9 protein-coding genes, 1 rRNA gene and 1 pseudogene are annotated in these 17,456 nt (G+C 75.0%); 5 read left to right on the top strand and 6 right to left on the bottom strand.

The window, feature by feature from the left end:
- Positions 1-168: 168 nt before the first annotated feature.
- The gene (locus KBX06_RS25385) at positions 169-1,281 is read right to left on the bottom strand and encodes a DUF3068 domain-containing protein (RefSeq protein WP_210839384.1); all 1,113 of its coding nucleotides are present in this window, start codon (positions 1,279-1,281) and stop codon (positions 169-171) included.
- 111 nt (positions 1,282-1,392) lie between these two features.
- On the opposite strand from KBX06_RS25385, the gene KBX06_RS25380 reads away from it, so the two are divergent.
- Positions 1,393-2,592, top strand: coding sequence for an acyltransferase (locus tag KBX06_RS25380; RefSeq protein WP_210839383.1), 1,200 nt, complete (start codon positions 1,393-1,395; stop codon positions 2,590-2,592).
- On the opposite strand, the gene KBX06_RS25375 is transcribed toward KBX06_RS25380, so the two are convergent.
- Positions 2,484-6,791 (bottom strand): alpha-(1->3)-arabinofuranosyltransferase, encoded by a 4,308-nt coding sequence (locus KBX06_RS25375; protein ID WP_247686665.1) that lies wholly within the window; start codon positions 6,789-6,791, stop codon positions 2,484-2,486. The genes KBX06_RS25380 and KBX06_RS25375 overlap by 109 nt on opposite strands.
- Positions 6,792-6,876: 85 nt before the next feature.
- Between KBX06_RS25375 and KBX06_RS25370 the strand changes: the two genes are divergently transcribed.
- Positions 6,877-8,088 carry a glycosyltransferase family 4 protein gene (locus tag KBX06_RS25370; RefSeq protein WP_307854748.1) on the top strand — a complete coding sequence of 404 codons (1,212 nt, stop codon included), beginning with the start codon at positions 6,877-6,879 and terminating at the stop codon, positions 8,086-8,088.
- On the opposite strand, the gene KBX06_RS25365 is transcribed toward KBX06_RS25370, so the two are convergent.
- Together KBX06_RS25365 and KBX06_RS25360 are read right to left on the bottom strand one after the other, a co-directional pair.
- A complete protein-coding gene (locus KBX06_RS25365; RefSeq protein WP_210839381.1) occupies positions 8,073-8,267 on the bottom strand; it encodes a hypothetical protein in 195 nt (64 codons plus the stop codon). The two genes, KBX06_RS25370 and KBX06_RS25365, sit on opposite strands and share 16 nt — an antisense overlap.
- A gap of 139 nt (positions 8,268-8,406) precedes the next feature.
- Positions 8,407-9,942, bottom strand: a pseudogene (locus tag KBX06_RS25360) (hypothetical protein); the annotation flags it as partial.
- 116 nt (positions 9,943-10,058) lie between these two features.
- Between KBX06_RS25360 and KBX06_RS25355 the strand changes: the two are divergent.
- Together KBX06_RS25355 and KBX06_RS25350 are read left to right on the top strand one after the other, a co-directional pair.
- The gene (locus tag KBX06_RS25355; RefSeq protein ID WP_210839379.1) at positions 10,059-11,318 is read left to right on the top strand and encodes a polysaccharide biosynthesis protein; all 1,260 of its coding nucleotides are present in this window, start codon (positions 10,059-10,061) and stop codon (positions 11,316-11,318) included.
- Between the two features lie 89 nt (positions 11,319-11,407).
- Positions 11,408-13,870 (top strand): fibronectin type III domain-containing protein, encoded by a 2,463-nt coding sequence (locus KBX06_RS25350; protein ID WP_210839377.1) that lies wholly within the window; start codon positions 11,408-11,410, stop codon positions 13,868-13,870.
- A 42-nt stretch (positions 13,871-13,912) separates the two neighbouring features.
- Here KBX06_RS25350 and nudC read toward each other — a convergent pair whose 3' ends face one another.
- The gene (nudC, locus tag KBX06_RS25345) at positions 13,913-14,833 is read right to left on the bottom strand and encodes an NAD(+) diphosphatase (RefSeq protein ID WP_210839375.1); all 921 of its coding nucleotides are present in this window, start codon (positions 14,831-14,833) and stop codon (positions 13,913-13,915) included.
- A 177-nt stretch (positions 14,834-15,010) separates the two neighbouring features.
- Here nudC and KBX06_RS25340 point away from each other — a divergent pair, with 177 nt between their 5' ends.
- A complete protein-coding gene (locus KBX06_RS25340) occupies positions 15,011-16,825 on the top strand; it encodes a VanW family protein (RefSeq protein WP_210839373.1) in 1,815 nt (604 codons plus the stop codon).
- A gap of 512 nt (positions 16,826-17,337) precedes the next feature.
- On the opposite strand, the gene rrf is transcribed toward KBX06_RS25340, so the two are convergent.
- Positions 17,338-17,454, bottom strand: a 5S ribosomal RNA gene (gene rrf, locus KBX06_RS25335).
- Positions 17,455-17,456 lie beyond the last annotated feature (2 nt).

The following is a 17,456-nucleotide window of genomic DNA, read 5'->3' as shown; positions in this document are numbered from 1 at the left end:
CCGGTGCGGGACCGGGGGACAGCGGCCCCGCACCGGGGGTGGCGGTGGGGTGAGGGCTGCCTGCGCACGAAGGCCACCGCCGTCGCCCCGCGTACGGGAGCGACGGCGGCTGCCTTCGCTGGCTGCCGGTGATCGACGCCCACCCGGTGGAGGCCGCCCGGCGGTCCGCTACCGGCGCCCGGCCTCTCCGTCGCGCCCGGACACGACCTGCTCGGACGACGTCCTCGGCGCGGGCACCGTGGCGGCGTCGACGTCGCTGTCCGCGCGGTGCCGCGCGGCGGCGGTGGCCCGGCGTCCGGCCAGCACCAGCCAGAGCCCGACGAGCAGCGCCAGAGCACCGACGACCGCCAGCACGAGCGGGATGGTCCGCCCGATCAGCAGCAGCTTGTCCCGGTTCTTCCCGGCCGACTCGACGCTGTTCGCGACGGTCTGGTCGGTGTAGACGAAGTCGGCGTCCAGCAGCGCGGTGGCCGCGCCCTGGTCCGGCACCAGCGTCTTCTTCTGCTGCTCCCGGACCTTGACGAAGTTGCCGCTGACCGGCTCGACCCAGATGGTGCGGGTGTTGCTGTACATCACCTTGCCGCTGGTCGCGCCCGGCGCGAGCGCCCCGAGCAGGGCGCCGACCCGGTCGGCCGCCATGCCCAGGTCGGTCTCCTCGATGACCTGCTGGAACCGGTACGCCTCGGTGCCGTCGATCTTCTCCGTGCCGTCGAACCGGATCGGCAACGCCTTGCGCAGGTCACGGTCGAAGTACTCGTGGTCCTTGCGCTCGGTGTTGAACGGGAACTTGTAGGTCTGCCCACCGAAGGTGACCTCGCTCGGCCCCTCCGGGCCGTCGGTCTGGAGGAACTGCTTGTCCCAGGCGACCGCCGCGGCGCTCGACCGGTCCAGGGCCAGCTCGGCGGAGTACTGGCTGATCACCTCGCCGGTCTGGATCCACTTGACCGTGCCGTACGCGCCCCAGACGACCGCCTTACCCTCCAGGTCGCCGGTCATCTCCGCCTCGGTGGTGCCGGCCTGCGGCGCCACCTCGGTGGTGGCCTCCAGCGTGCCGGTCTGCACCGTCGGCGGGATACCCGCCTTGAGCTGCAGGAACCTGGCGTTCTCCGCCACCGCGACGCTCGACTTCAGGCAGCCCTCCGGCTTACCCTCCGCGTTGCACAGCTTGAGGTCGTACGGCAGTTTCGTCACCGTCGGTGCCACGAACAGCGCCGCTCCCGCGGCGAGCACGAGACACAAGACGCCTATCCCGAACAGCACGGCGCCCAGACGAGCCTTCACTGAATCCTCCCAACAAAGACAGTCAGCCGGTGTCCGGCGAGCGGTCCTGTCCCTAAACTTGGCCGCAGGTTACTCCCGGGTTACATAATCACGCGACCCTCTGGACGGTTGATGTCTGCCCCAACTCCGGATCACGGCCTCCACCGACTGCCCGCGCTGGACGCCGTACGGGTGATCGGCGCGCTGGCCGTCGTCGGGCACCACGTCGGGTTCGCCACCGGCGAGAACACCGGAGACACGGGGCTGGGCAGCTGGTTGTCCCGCCTCGACGTGGGCGTCGCCGTCTTCTTCGTGCTCTCCGGCTTCCTGCTCTTCCGCCCGTACGCCCACTCGTCGGCCACCGGGCAGCGGTCCCCCTCCGCCCGGCGCTACCTGTGGCGCCGGGCGACCCGCATCCTGCCCGCCTACTGGCTGACCGTGGTGGTCTGCCTGCTGGTGCTGCCGCAGAACCAGCCGGCGTCGGCCGGCGACTGGTGGCGGCACCTGACGCTGGCCCAGATCTACGAGCCCCGGCAGTTGCGCCACGGCCTGAGCCAGACCTGGAGCCTCGCCACCGAGGCGGCCTTCTACCTGCTGCTGCCGCTGCTCGCCGCGCTGCTGCTGCGGCGGCGCTGGCGTCCCGGCCGGTCCACCGCCCTCATCGTCGCGGCGGGCCTGGCGATCACCGCCGGCTGGGTGGCCCTGATGGGTCTCGGCCTGCTCGACCTGGGCCTGCACACCATGTGGCTGCCCTCGTACGCCGGCTGGTTCGGCGCCGGCATGGCGCTGGCGACCGTCCACGTGTCGCTGCACACCGGTACCGGTGAGCGCTGGCGGTGGCTGGACGACCTCGGCGCCGCGCCGCTGGCCTGCTGGTCGGTCGCGCTGGCCGCCCTGGCCGTCGCCACCACGCCGATCGTGGGGCCCCGCGACCTGGCCGAGCCCACCGCCGCCCAGTTCGGGCTGAAGATGGCGCTGTACGCCCTGGTGGCGGTCATGGTGGTGCTGCCGGTGGCGTTCGGGCCGGCCACCCGCACCAAGGCCGTCCTCGGTGGCACCGCCGGCCGGTGGCTCGGTCGGGTGTCCTACGGGCTGTTCCTCTGGCACCCGTTCGTGCTGGAGGGGGTCTACATCGTCGGCGACCGGCCGAACTTCAGCGGCGACACGGGCGAGATCTTCCTGCTCACCGTCGCCGGTGGGCTGGTCCTCGCCGCGGTCAGCTACTACGCCGTCGAGCGGCCCTTCCAACGCTGGAACGGCCCCTGGCCGCGCCGACGCCCGAACACCACGGAGAACCAGAGCACCGTCACGGCGGCGACCGCCGCCAACTGAGGCGCCGCGTCGGTGTGCCCGCCCCGGGTCACCGCGTACCAGCCGGCCAGCCCGAAGCAGGCCACCGGCAGCCAGCGCCCGGCCAACCGGTACGCCCGGCGCAGCCCGCGCCGGTCCGGCGGGTGCAGGTGCGGCTCCAGGGCGTGGCCGGCCACCACACCGGCCGCGGCCAGCAGCGCCACCGCCACCGCGGCCAGGCCGCCGACCAGCAGCAGCGCCGCCCCGCCGAACACCAGGGCGAGCAGCCGGTGCCGGCGGCGCCGCGCCGGCACCGCCGCCGGAACGCCCCGGCCCGGAAGCAGGGCGGCCACCGCGACCCCGCCGAGCAGGATCACGCCGGCGCCCAACGCCAGGACGTACCCGTCGTCCGGGGCGAAGCGCAGCCGCACCTCGCCGGAGAAGCCGGCCGGCACCAGCCAGCCCTGCTGCCAGCCGTCCACCACGAACGGGGTGAGCCGCTCGCCGCCCGCGGTTGCCTCCCACCCGGCGTTCGCGTTCTCCCGCAGGGCCAGCACCCGCTGGCCCGGGTGGCCGTCCAGGTGCAACGACCGCCGGGTGGCCGACCAGCCGTCCACCCGGACGGGGGTCTGCACCGCGTCGGCGACCTGCGCCGAGCCGGCGACGCCCGCCGAGCCGGCCGCGCTGCCGTCGGTGGTGGGCCCCGGGACCACGGCGTGCGGGGTGAGGACGAGCCGGACGGGCATCGCCAGCCGGCTCGCCACCGCCACCACCCGAACCTCGCCGCCGGCCAGCGGCAGCGGAACCTTCGCGCCCGCGCCGCACAGCACAGCGTCCACCTCGCGCAGCTCCGCCAACTCCCGCCGGCTGGCCACCAGGGCCGTACGGCGCAGCACGTCGCCGACCTCGACGGTGGGCCCGCTGCCGCAGGGCAGCGTGACGGGAGCCTCCGGGTCGTTGCGGGGCGTCGGGCCGTCCGGCAACACGGTCAGCTCGCCGACGCCGACCGGCAGGCTCTGCGACAACCGCCGGTACGGGTCGAAGGTGTTGGCCGGCACCACGTCGGAGATCAGCACGGTGATCTCGTCCGTCTTCAGCGGCCGGTCGAAGACCAGGCTGCCGCCCTCGTCGAAGACGCCGCCGCGCATGCCGCCGTCCCCGATCACGGTCGCCTGCCACGGGCGGGCCGCCGCCGCCGTGGGCGGCAGGGTCACCTTCAGCCCGGCGATCTGGCGGGCCTTCGGCCAGGTCAGGCGCAGCCACGGCTGCCGGTCGGAGCCGGCGGCGTACCAGGTCGTCGCCGGGTCGCCGTCGACCACCGCGCCCGGCCGGGCGGCGGGGTGGTCGACGCCGACGCTGGAGGCGGCGACCACCGGGCTGACGCCGCGCGCGACGGCCGCCGCGCCGCCGCCGTCGAGCAGCGCGTTCAGCGCGCCGCCCGGGCGCGGGCGCACCCGCAGCGCGACGTCGTAGCCGGCGGCCACCGGCAGGCTCAGCGTCCGGTCGATCCGGTCGCCGTCCTCGGACTCCCGCACGAGCCCGCCGTCGCAGATCGGCCGGCCCTCGTCGAAGACGCAGGGCGCGGCGCCGGCGGCGGCGGTGAGCACCACGGAGGCCGGGGCGGCGGTCGCCGGGGGCGCCGGCACGGCCAGGGTGCGTTCGGCCCGTACGCCCGGAATGGTGATCTCGGCGATGCCGACGCCGCCGAACCCGGCCCGGATGTCGAAGACCTGGTCGATGGAGACCCGCACCCGCCGGGTCGGGTAGCCGGCGGGCACGCTGACCTGCACGCTCTGACCCGGGTTCTCCACCACCGTCTGCTGGTTGCCGGCGCTGACGGTGATCCTCGTGGGCAGGGAGTCGGCGCCGGTGTCGAAGGTGAGCCCCACCTCGCGGACCACCTGCGGCTCGGTCAGCTCCACCTGGAGCCACTGCGCGGTGGTGACCGTCCCGGGCGCGGAGCGCCAGGCGGTGGCGAGGCTGCCGTCGAGCGCCGCGTACGGCTGGTGCGCCGGCCGGCCGCCGACCAGCGGCTGGGCGTCGGACCAGGAACTCGACGCGGTGACCGACTCGATGCCCAGGTAGCGCACGGTGGTGGCCTGCTCCTCGCCCCACGGCGGCAGGTAGTCCCGGGCGGGCGCGCGCAGCCTCGCCTCGTCGGCGGACGTCATGGTCGCCGAGGCGTTGTCGTGCGGCTGCCCGAACGCCACCTCGCGCCGGCGCATCCCGTCGGTGAGCACCACCGGGCCGTCGGCCAGCCCCGTCGGGCGGTCGCCGGCGAGCACCGTCGGGGCGTCGGAGAGCCGGCCGGCCGCCGCGATCTGCAGCAGCGACTCCGGCCCACCCACCACGGTGGTCAGGCCCTTCGCGTCGTACGCGACGACGGGGCTGACCGGCTGGGCGACCTCGTACACCTCCAGGGCCCGGACCTTCACGTCCAGCCCGTGGTCGACGAAGTTGCCGGGCAGCTGGCCGCCGCCGACCTCCGGCCCGAAGGCCCGCACCGGGCGGATGCCGGGCGAGCGTTGCAGCGCCTGGCGGACCACCACCGGCTGGGTGGCCCCCGAACGCCCGTAGTCGAGGTCGGAGCGGAGCAGCAGGTACCGCACGCCGGAGCGGGCGAGCAGGTCGGCCAGCCCGGCGGAACCCTCGCCGTTGGCCAGCGCCGACTCGACGGCGTCGAGCAGCCGGATCGTGCCCGGCGGGGTGAGCGGCACCGAACTGCGCACCGCCCAGGGGCTCTCCAGCAGGGGCTGGGTGACCTCGTCGCTGGGGCTGCCCCACAGGTAGCGGGGGAAGCGGGCGGCGGGCACCACCAGCACCCGGTCGTCGCCGAGGTTGCGGTCCAGCCAGGAGGTCGCCTGGTGCCAGTAGCCGGGCACCTCCCGGAAGCTGCCCTGCGCGGGCAGCCCGCCGGCCAGCGCCGGCGCCGCCACCCCGGCGACCGCGACGAGGGCGGTGCCGGTGACCAGCGTGGCGCGCAGCCGTACCGGCTGGAGCAGGCGGGGCAGGCCCGGGTTGACGTCCGGCCGGTCGCCCGCGCGGGCCGCCCGCGCGACCAGTCCGACCAGGTGGGCGAGCCCGAGGATGAGCGGCAGCCGCAGCACCACGTCGAACTTGTGCACGTTGCGCAGCGGAGCGCCGGCCGCGTCGAGGAAGTCCCGCTGCGTCTGGGCGCCGAGCCCGTCGACCGCGCCGACGTGGCCGAGCCCGACCAGGGCCAGCCCGACCAGCAGGCCGGTGACCAGGAAACGCCGGTGCGGCATCCCGCGCCGGGCCAGGCCGACGAGGCCGAGGCCGGCGACCACCAGGGTGGCGACCACCAGCGGCTGCTCGGTGGCCAGTCGCCAGCCGGCCGACCAGGGTGGCCCGTGCGTGCCGTTGAGGTACGCGTGCCAGTGCGAGGCGCCGCGCAGCACGGTGGTCATGTCGGTGGGCCCGGTGGTGACCGGCGCCGTCTCGATGTAGTCGAGGAACGGCGGGCTGTACCGGCCCAGCAGCAGCAGGGGCACCAGCCACCAGGCGGTGGCGGCGCCCACCGCCAACCCCCAGGCGACCAGCGCCCTGACCCGCAGCCGGAACGGATGCAGGCCGACCAGCCAGAGACCGGCCAGCGGCACGACGGCCAGCACCGCCGTCGCGTTGACGCCACCGGCGCACGCCACCACCAGCGCGGACAGGGTGACCGCGCGGCGTACGGAGCCGCCCCGGGCCAGGCCCACCAGGGGCACCAGCACCCAGGGCGCGAGGGCGCTCGGCCACGCCTCCACCGAGATCGGGCCCAGCTCGGTGACCAGCCGGGGGGAGAGCGCGAAGGCCACCCCGGCGAGCAGGCGGGCGGCCGGCGTGCCGATGTGCAGCCGTTCGGCCAGCCGGACCACGCCGGTGCAGGCCACCGTCATGAGCAGCACCCACCAGAGCCGCTGCACCACCCAGGCCGGGATGTCGAGCACCTCGCCGAGCAGGAAGAACGGGCCCATCGGCCAGAGGTAGCCGTACGCCTGATTCTGAAGCTGGCCGAAGGTCCCGTCCGGGTCCCAGACGTGCAGGGCGCGGCTCAGCCATCCGGCTGGATCGACCGCCAGGTCCACCTTCGTGTCGATGACGATCATGCCCGGGTCCTGGAGGAACGCCAGGGCCGACAAACCTAGACAGACCGCGACCAAGCGCAGGCGCCACACCCTTCTCGATGTGACGTCCGGTCGGTCGGTCAGCTCCGGGCGGGCCGGCGCCTGCTGCATCTCGCCTCCGATCAGGCATTGCGGGGGCCGTGACGAAGCCCATAGTGTGACGCGACGCGAAGACTACTCGGCAGTAGGAGTAAGTGTGGAAGCACCGCCTGCCGCCACCCGGCACGTACTTTTCCTCAACTGGCGCGACACCCGGAACCCGGAGGGTGGCGGTTCGGAGGTGTACGTCGAGCGGATCGCCGGTGAGCTCGTGCGCCGGGGCCACCGGGCCACGCTGCTCTGCGCCACCCACTCCGCCGGCCCCGCCGAGGAGGTCACCGCCGCCGGCGTACGGGTGCTGCGGCGCGGCGGCCGGCACACCGTCTACCTGCGCGCCGCCCTCGTCTACCTGGCCGGCGCGTTGGGCCTCGGGCCACTGACCCGACGTCGGGGCGGCCGCCCCGACGTGATCGTCGACGTCGGCAACGGCCTGCCCTTCCTGTCCGCCCTGTACGCCCGCCGACCGGTCATCGCGCTGGTGCACCACGTGCACCGCGAGCAGTGGCCGGTGGTGCTGGGCCGCTGGCTGGCCCGCTTCGGCTGGTGGGTCGAGTCCTGGCTCGCCCCGCGCGTCTACCGCCACTGCCAGTACGTGACGGTCTCCGCGGCCACCCGGCAGGAGCTGGCCACCCTCGGCATCGACCCGTCCCGGGTCGCGATCGTGCACAACGGCACCCCCGACATGACGGTCGGGCCGGTGCCGCGCACCCCGCACCCGTCCCTGGTGGTGCTCGGCCGACTGGTGCCGCACAAGCAGGTCGAACTGGCCCTGCACGCGGTCGCCGGGCTCACCGACGAGCTGCCCGGGCTCACCCTCGTGGTCGCCGGGCAGGGCTGGTGGGAGCCGGAACTGCGCCAACTCGCCGAAGAGCTGGGCGTCACCGACCGGGTCCGGTTCACCGGCTTCATCAGCGACGCCGAGAAGCGGGAGCTGCTGGCCAGCGCCTGGCTCGCGCTCACCCCCTCGCTCAAGGAGGGCTGGGGGCTGACCATCGTGGAGGCCGGGGCGGTCGGCACGCCGACGGTGGCGTTCCGTGGCGCCGGCGGGGTCGAGGAGGCGCTCGTCGACGGCCGGACCGGCCTGCTCGCCGACGGCGTCGACGACTTCGTCGCCAAGGTGCGGCTGCTGCTGACCGACGACGGCCGGCGTACCGCGATGGGCGCGGCGGCGCGGGCGCACGCGGCCCGCTTCACCTGGCCGGTCTCGGGCGAAAAATTCGCGGCCCTCGTGACGAGGGCCGCGAACGTTCGGGCTGTGGTGCCGGCGGAGCAGTTGGAGCCGGTGGAGCCGTCCTACCTCGTGCCGTAGACCAGCGGCTTGTTGGCGCCGCCGCTACCGCCGTCCGAGCTGGTCCGCGCGGCCTGCTCGGCCTTGGCGGCCTCGGACGACGAGGTGCCGGTGAGGGTGGTGGCCAGCGCCACCGACCCGAAGACGCCGAGAGCGACCGCGATCACTCCGGCGAGAACCAACGAGAGAGCACTGCGCATGGTGCTGACTTCCTCCTCGTGAGCTGCGTGCGCGGGACGTTACCACCAAGTAGCGTCGCTGGGGAGGGCCGCGAGGACGATCGACACCGGCCCGGCGGCGCGAACCGGCGGCAGCTCACCGCGCACCGGGGCCCGCCGCGGCCGGGTTCTCGTACAGGGTCAGGTCCTCACCGGCGTACACCTCGCGGAGGCCGGCCAGCGTCGCCGGATCCGGCCGCTGCCCGCCGGCCACCCGTTGCACCACCACCCAGCGCACCCCGGTGACCCGCACCGGAGCACCGGCGTCGAGCACCCGCCGCACGTGCGCGACGCGCGGGTTCTCCCCGCTCACCTCGCTCGTGCCCACCCAGAGCGTGTCGTCGACGAGGACGTCGGCGTCGACGTAGCGGGGCAGCGGGTCGAGCGCCGTCCGGCCGCCGTTCCAGGGATACGCCCGGTAGGAGCCCAGCGGCAACGACAGCACCTCGCCCGGCTGGCCGTCGAGACGGGCGGCGACGGCGTCCCAGTCCGCCGGGTAGGTCACCGGCCGCAGCCGGCCAGCCGCGCCGAACGCCAGGTCCGGCAGGACCACCACCGGCAGCACCAACGCCCCGGCCAGCACCGCGCCCGCGCCGGCCCGCCCCGCCGGGGCCACCGCCCCGGCCAACCGTTCCGCGCCGAGCGCGAACCCCACGGCGACCAGCAGGGCGTACGGGACGAGGAACTTCTGCCCGTCGCGCAGCACCCCGGCTCCCGGCACCGTGGCCACCAGCCACTCCAGCGACGCGCCCAGGCCGGGCAGCACGCCCAGGGCGGCGAGCAGGAACCCGCCGGCCGCCAACACGGTTAGCCGGTCGCCGATCCCGCCCGGCCACCGGCGGCGCAGCGCCCGGTAGCCGAGGACCGCCACAGCCAGCACGACGACGGTGGCCAGCGGCGCCAGCGGGGACGACCGGCTCACCGGCATGGTCTGCGCGTTCCAGATCCCGCCGGTGCCGGCCAGCGCGCCGAGCGCTCCGCTCCAGTTCTCCGCCCGGGCCGCGAACGCCGCCACCCCGTCGGGATCGGTCCGGGCGTCCGCCCGGGTCAGGGCCGCCGCCACCAGCCAGGGCGCGTTCAGCAGCAGCACCGCTGCGATCGCGACCGCGCCGACCCGGCCCCCGCCGCGCCGCGGCACCAGCACGACGGTGGCGGCCAGCGCGATGAGGCCGCCGGTCGGGGTCACCGCGGCCAGGGCGGCGGCCAGCAGCAGCAGCGGCAGCGCCCGTCGGCCACCGGCCCGCAGCCGGATCACCGCCAGCACCAGCCAGGGCAGCGACGCGTACGCCAGGAGCAGCCCCCAGTGCCCGATCAGCAGCCGCTCCGCCAGGTAGGGCGTCCACGCGTAACCGACGGCGGACACCAGCCGGGTGACCGGGTGCCGGGCCGGCACCAGCGACCCGGCGCCGACGGTGGCGAGCAGCAGCACCGCGACCAGCGCCAGCCGCTGCACCAGCCAGCCGGGCGCCACCTGGGTCGCCAGCGACACCAGGGCGTCCAACGGCACCGCCCGCGGCAGCGAGTCGGACGGGGCGACGAGTTCGGCACGCCACGGCTGGTGCGGCACGAAGACCATGTCGTAGCTGAGCACGTATCCGGGTGCCGCCAGCGGAGCCAGCACCAGCAGGGTGACGGCCAGCCCGAGTCCGACGAGCATCGACCTCTCCCGCAGGGTTGACCTCCTCACTACGCTGACCGGGCGTGGCACCGGCGTGGCGCCACTGTACGCGCGCCCGTTGCACACCCGGGAGTGCCGGCGACACGGGACGGTTGATGGCAACGAGTTCGGAGCGGCCCGGCCGGGCGAGGAGTCTCGGCACCGCCGGCATCGCGGTGACGCTGGCCGGCGTGTTCGTCAACGGGCTGGCCTACGTGGTGCCCGTCCTCGGCGCGCGGCACCTCGATCCGGCGCAGCTGAGCGCGCTCGCCACTCTCCTGGCGCTCGGTGCGATCGGCGGTGTGGCCAGCACCGGGCTCCAGATCGCGGTCGCCGTGCACCGGGCCCGGCACGGTCGCGCCGCCACCGCCCGACCGACCCTGCTGACGGTGCTCGTCACCGCCGCGTTGCTCGCCCTGACGCTGCCGGTGGCCGCCGTCGGGCTCCGGCTGACCGCCCCGGCGGTGCTGCTGCTCGGCGTGCTCACCGTGGCGGTCGTGGCGGCCGGCCGCTGGCTGGGCGAGTTGCAGGGCGACCAGCGTTTCCTGCGGCTCGCCGGCGGCATGGCGCTGCTCGGTGCCGGCCGCTACGGGGGCATGGTGGCCGGGCTCGCGCTCGGCGGCGGGCTCACCGGGTCGCTGCTGGCCGGCGCGTTCACCTCGGTCCTGGTGCTCGCCCTGCTGGTACGCCTCAACCGGGGCGCCGGCATCGACCCGGCCGCGCCCTCCCTCGCCACCCGGACGGTGCTCACCGCCAGCGGCGCCACGCTGGCGATGCTGGTCGTCTCCTACGCGGATCTGCTGCTCGCCCGCCGCTTCCTGCCGCCGGACGTCTCCGGCACCTACGCCGTCGGCACCGTGCTGACGAAGGGGGCCCTGTGGGCGCCGCAGGTGGTGACGGTGATCGCGCTGCCCCGCCTGGCCAAGGGGGACCGGCGGGCCCTGGTCGCCGCGCTGGCCCTGGTCGCCGGGGTCGGGGCGGTGCTGGTGCTCGGCTCGGCGCTCGCCGGCGGGCTGGCCTTCCGCCTGGCCGGCGGCCCCGACTACGCCGCCGCCGGCCGTCACGCCCCGCTGTTCGCCGCCACCGGCGCCCTGTACGCGATCGTGTTCATCCTGGTCAACGCCCGGGTAGCGGCATCGGCCCGGTGGCCTGCCGCTCCGCTGTGGACGTCGACGGCGGTCTTCGTGGCCGCCGTCGCGACCGTCGTGCCGCGGACCGTCGTCGGGATCGCCGGAGCCGCCCTGGCGACGGCGGCCGTCACCGCCGTCGTCACCGGATTCCTGACATTGGCCCACGAAAGGGACAGCAGGGCGAAACGCACCCGTACGGCCACTACCACCCCAGCGGGAGGACATGTCACAGTGCGGGACGGATAACCAGGAGACGGGGGTTTCTGGTGAGCGTCAGCACGGCCACGACCGGATCCGGGCCAGGGAAGGGCCGCGCCCACGCACGCTGGTTGCTCGTGTTGTACGCCACCGCGCTGGTGTTCACCCTGACGGCCGGCGTACCGGGCCGGGCGCGGGCCGAGGGCGGCATGTCTGCCGACCGGCTCACCGCCCTCTTCGAGCGCTACGGCGACACCTCCGGCCGGTGGAACGGCGCCGACCGGACGGCCTCGGTCCGGCTCCCCGACGGCCGGCTCCTCTGGCTCTTCTCCGACACCTTCCTCGGCCCCGTGGGCCCGGACGGCTCCCGCCCCCGCACCGCGTCGTTCATCAACAACTCGGCCGTGGTGCAGCAGGGCGACGAGCTGCGCGAGACGGTGCACGGCGGCACCGCCGACGACCCCGCCTCGCTGGTGCCGCCGCCGGCCGCCGACCAGTTCCACTGGATCGGCGACGCCCAGGTCGTGGGCGAGACCCTCCAGGTGCTGGTCAACCGCTACCGCCGGACGGGTGACGGCCCGCTGGACCACCTCCTGCTGGGCACCTCGCTGGCGACCTTCGCGCTGCCCGGCCTGACGCCCACCGGGGTCAGGCCGCTGCCGCTGGGGGAGCGCATCTCGTGGGGCTCCACCCTGCTGCGCGACGGCGGGCACACGCTGATCTACGGCACCGAGGCGAGCGGCGAGACGAAGTTCGCGCACGTCGCCCGGGTCGCCGGGACCGACCTGAACGGCCCGTGGGAGTTCTGGACGGGCACCGACTGGACACCCGCGGCGGACCGGTCCGCCCGCGTCCTCAGCGGGGTCGGCACGTCGTACGGGGTGCAGCGGGTCGGCGACCGCTACGTGCTCGTGACCCACGAGAACAACCTGGTGTTCAGCGCCGACGTGGTGGCCTACTCGGCCGGCGGGCCGACGGGTCCGTTCGACGGGCCGGACTACCTGCACCGCGCGCCCGAGACCGACGCCGGGCACCTCGTCTACGACGCCGACCTGCACCCCGACCTGGCCCGTCCGGGCAAGCTGCTGGTCTCCTACAACGTCAACAACGTCGACGACGCCGTCACGTACGCCGACGCCGGTCTGTACCGGCCACGCTTCGTCGAGGTCGACTGGCCCCGCCCCCGGCCGGACCGGGTTGACGTGCCGCCGGCGCCGGCCGCGCTCACGGCCGAGGCGCGGGGCGCCGGCAACGCCGAGCTGCGGTGGCGTCCCGTGCCGACCGACGACGAGTTGCGCTACCTGGTGCACCGCCGCGACGTGACCGCGGGCCAGACCCACTTCGTCCGGATCGGCGAGCCGGCCGCCGAGCCCCGCTCCTCGGCCGACTTCCTGGTCAACGGGCACGAATACGAGTTCCGGGTGACCGCCGTCGGGCGGCGCGGCGAGGGCCCACCGTCGCCGGTGGCGCGGATGACCGCCACGGTGCCGCCGCCACCACCGCCCAGCGGGCTGCGGGCCGTGGCCGGGCGCACCGGGGACGTCGCGGTGCACTGGGAGCCGGTGCCGTTCGTCCAGGTGTTCCGGCTCTACCGGCGCGACGTCACGGCGGGGCAGCGGGAACCGGCCCTCGTCGGCACGTTCACCGGCACCAGCGCCACCGTCGGCTCACTGTGGCACGCCCGCACGTACGAGTTCACCGTCGTCGCGGTCGGCGGCGGCGGGGACAGCCCGCCCTCGATGCCCGTCCGGGCCACCGCCTCGGTCGACCCGCCGGCCGCGCCGGCCCGGCTGACCGCCCAGGCCCAGCCGGACGGCGGCATCGGGCTCGGCTGGGCCGACCTGGGGCCCGGCGTCTCCTACCGGGTCTACCGACGTGACGTGACGGCCGGCCGGAGCAGTTTCGGCACCCCCGCACTCGAGACCCGGCCGAGCCACCTCGCCCGTCATCTGGAGCACGGCCACGAGTACGAGTTCGCCGTCAGCGCCGTGGACCGCGACCGTGAGGGTCCGCTCTCCCCGCCGGTGCGGGCGCAGGCGCGCTTCACCGCGCCGACGGTGGTGCCGACCGGTCTGCGGGTGACGAAGATCGGGCTGGGCGAGGTGGAGCTGACCTGGCGGTCGACCAATCCGGGCGGGTGGCACCGCGTCTACCGGCGGGACCTCACCGCCGGGGAACGGGAGTTCACCGAGGAGGAGGTGCCCGTGCAGGGCACCGAGGCCACCATCCGCCAGCTGCGCAACGGCCACGAGTACGAGTTCGTGGTCGCCGCCGCCAACCAGGCCGGCGCCGGGCGGCAGAGCAGGCCCGTCCGGGCCGTCCTGCGGCTGCCCACGCCGGCCGGGCTGACGGCGACGGCGGCCGGCAACGGCGAGGCCCGGGTGACCTGGCGTCCGGCGGGGCCGGGCCTCGCCTACCGCGTCCAGATGCGGGACGTCACTTCCGGCGGGGAGTGGCGGACGGATCCGGTGCCGGTCGGCGGGACGGATTTGACCGCCGTCCTGCTGGTCCGCGGGCACCGCTACGAGTTCCGGGTCGCCGCCACCGACGGCGTCGACACCGGTACGCCGTCCGCGCCGGTCGCCGTGCTCGTCCGCTGAGGAACCGGCGGCGGTCGTGTCGCGCTGGAGGAGTTGGCCCGGTCAGGCCCCGGCGGCGAGCCAGGAGCGCAGCAGGTGGTGGTCGATCGAGTCGGCGCGGCCCAACGGCCGTCCGGCTGCCGCCCGCTCGCGCAGCTCGTCCCGGGTGAACCAGCGCGCCTCCAGCAGTTCCTCGCCGTCCACCCGCACCTGCTCGGAGGCGGCGGTGGCCCGGAAGCCGACCATCAGGCCGGCCGGGAAGGGCCACGCCTGCGACCCCACGTACGCCAGGTCGGTCACCGTCACGCCGGCCTCCTCGGCCATCTCCCGCCGGACGGCGTCCTCCAGGCTCTCGCCCACCTCGACGAAGCCGGCGAGCGTCGAGTACGCCCCCTCGGGCGCGCCCGCGTGCCGGGCCAGCAGGCAGCGGTCGGGGGAACCGGGCGCCTCGACGAGCACGATGACCGCCGGTTCGATCCGGGGGAAGAGGAGCCGGCCGCAGTCCGCCCGCGCGCACGAGCGGACGTGTCCGCCGCCCCGGGCCACGGTCGACGCCCCGCACGTGCCGCAGTAGCGCTGCTGCCGGTGCCAGTGCAGCAGTCCCCGCGCGTACGCCTGGACGGCCGCCCCGGCCGGGTCGAGCCGGCCGACCAGCGCCCGGACGTCCATCGCGGCGCTCGCCCCCGCCACCTGCAGGGCGGCGGCCTCGGGCAGCCCGGAGAGGTCCACGGCGAAGACGGCCGAGCCCTCGTCCGTGCCGAGGAAGACGGTCTCGTCAGCGACGGCGAGCGCCCCGGTCGCCCGTTCCCCGGCCAGCCGCACCGGCACGTCCTCCGCGACGAGGCAGCGGTCGCGCCAGAGCGGCAACAGGGTGCTCGCCGGGTCCGCCAGCAGCGCGGCGAGCCGTTCCGGGTCGGTACGCAGCTCCCCCGCCCGGTCCAGCCAGCCGCCCCCGTACGCCAGGGCCGCCTCGTCCGCTTCCATGCCCCCACCGTGCCATGCCCGCCGGACCGGCCGGCGACCGGCTGTGGTCTCCGACACACCAGCGACACGCCGTGGCGCGACGGTTCGGACGGAGGCTGCCGCCCCGCCGGAGCGCCGGTTACCGTAGGTGTCTTCCGGGCGGAGGCGTGCTCCCCCGTTGTAATACGTCCGATCGAGGTGACCGTGACGCTGTACGGCGAGAAGACCCCACCCGCCGACGACCGGCCGACCGTGCAGGTCAAGGCCGTGACCTGGCCCGGTGACGAGCCGGAGCCGGTCGCGCCGGCAGCCGGGCCGGGCGGGTCACGGTCCCGCCGGGTCCGCCTGCTGCTGGCCGCCGGGGTCGCCACGGCGGTGCTGGGCTCCGTGGCGGGGGCGGGCGCCTACGCGTACGCCGGTGACGTGCCGCGGGGGACGACGGTGCTCGGCGCGGAGCTCGGCGGCCGGAGCCGCGCGGACGCCGCCCGGGAGTTGCGGGCCGAGCTCGTACGCCGCGCCGCCGCCCTCAACGCTCCGCTGTCGGTACGCGTCGGCGAGCGGAGCGCCACCATCGACCCGGCCTCCATCGGGCTGGCGATCGACGTCGACGCCACGGTGGCGGCGGCCGCCGAGGCGGAGGCGCACGCGGTCGACCGGCTCGTGGGGTCCCGGGCGGTGCAGCCCGTGGTGACCGTGGACGCGGCCCGGCTCGACGCCGAGCTCGAGAAGGTCGTCGGCGACCAGGGCCGGAAGATGACCATGCCGGCGATCACCTGGAAGGGCACCACGCCCAAGGCGGTGCACCCGAAGCCGAGCCTCGCGGTGGATCCGGAACGCTCCGCGCAGGTGGTGCGGGAGGGTTGGCTCAGCGGGCAGCCGGTGACCGTGCCGCTGGTCGAGACGCACCCGGCAACCACCGCCGAGGAGGTGGACCGGCTGGTCGCCGAGCTGGCGAAGCCGGCAGTGGCCGCCCCCGTCACCCTGTCCACCGGCAAGGGCTCGGTGCAGATCCCGCCGAAGGCGATCGCGGGCAGCCTGCGCTTCACCGCCGACAAGACCGGCAGGTTGACCCCGCAGGTCGACGTGAAGCGGCTGCGCGCCGCGCTCGGCGACGACCTGGCCGCGATCGAGGTGCCCCCGAAGGACGCGCGGATGACCATCTCCGGCGGCAAGCCGAAGGTCGTCGAGGGCAAGCCCGGGCAGCAGCTCGACAGCGCGGCCCTCGGCCGCGACCTGCTCGCCGTCCTGCCGAAGGCGGACGACCGGAAGGTCACCGGCGAGCTGAGGCCGGCGGAGCCGGAGCTGACCGCGGCGAAGCTGGCCGGGCTGGGCATCAAGGAGCGGGTCTCCACCTTCACCACGCGGTTCACCGGCGGGCTCTCCTCGCCGCGCAGCCAGAACATCGTCACGATCGCGAAGGACGTGGACGGCACGGTGGTGCTGCCCGGCGAGACGTTCTCCCTCAACGGGCACACCGGCGAGCGCGGCTACGCCCAGGGCTACCGGGACGCCCCGGTCATTCTCGACGGCAAACTGGTCCCCGGGGTGGGCGGCGGCACCTCGCAGTTCACCACCACGCTGTTCAACGCCACGTACTACGCCGGGCTGGAGGACGTCGAGCACAAGCCGCACTCGTACTGGTTCAGCCGCTACCCGGCGGTCATCGAGTCGACCATCTTCTGGCCGAACCTGGACTTCAAGTTCCGCAACGACACCGAGCACGGCGTGCTGATCGACACCTCCTACACGTCGAATTCGATCACCGTCTCGATCTGGAGCACCAAGATCTGGGACAGCGTGAAGACCGAGTACACCCCGCGCCGCAACATCACCCAGCCGAAGACGGTCTACCTGGAGCCCGGCCCGACCTGCATCCCGGCGGGCGGCAGCCAGGGGTTCACCCAGGATGCCTACCGGGTGTTCAAGAAGGACGGCAAGGTCGTGAAGCGGGAGAAGTTCACCTGGCGCTACGCCGCGGAGCCGCGCTTCATCTGCGGCCCCGAGCCGTCCTGACCACCGCGCGAATCACCCTGGAGGAAGCCCCGCCGGCCCGTCGCCGGCGGGGCTTCCTCCTGTCGTACGCGCACCGCCCGCCACGGCGACCGTCGACGTCGTCGGCCGGACCCGTGTGCCGGCCCGCCGCTGCGACTCCGCCACGGCCGGGGTTGATGGCCGGGCAGCACACCTGGTCGCTCCATCGCCACTGCTCCCGCCACTGCTCCCACCGCCGCGCCGGTCGCCACCGTGCCGGTGATCTGGCTGTCCTCCCGTCGCGCGGTGCCGGTCCAGTCGCGCCACGGGGCCGGTGATCGGCGTGCCGATCAGTCGGGGGCCGTACCCCGGGCGGCGACGTGCGGCCAGGTGTGCTGCCCGGCCATGAACCGCAGCGCGTGGTCAGTTCGCCGCCCAGCCCTCGGCCGCATACGTCCGAGCGAACCTGCTCGGCTTCGTCGATGGGCCCACCAGAAAGGTCCGGGACGCAGTTCAGGGCCACCCCGCAAGGGGTGGCCCTGAACCGAAAGATTGTCCGGCGGTGTCCTACTCTCCCACACCCTCCCGAGTGCAGTACCATCGGCGCTGGAGGGCTTAGCTTCCGGGTTCGGAATGTAACCGGGCGTTTCCCCTCCGCCATGACCGCCGTAAC

The organism is Micromonospora sp. C31, assembly GCF_018070575.1.
Lineage (GTDB): Bacteria > Actinomycetota > Actinomycetes > Mycobacteriales > Micromonosporaceae > Micromonospora.
Note: the sequence above shows the minus strand (reverse complement) of the source record. Positions and strands in the feature narration are given on the sequence as shown.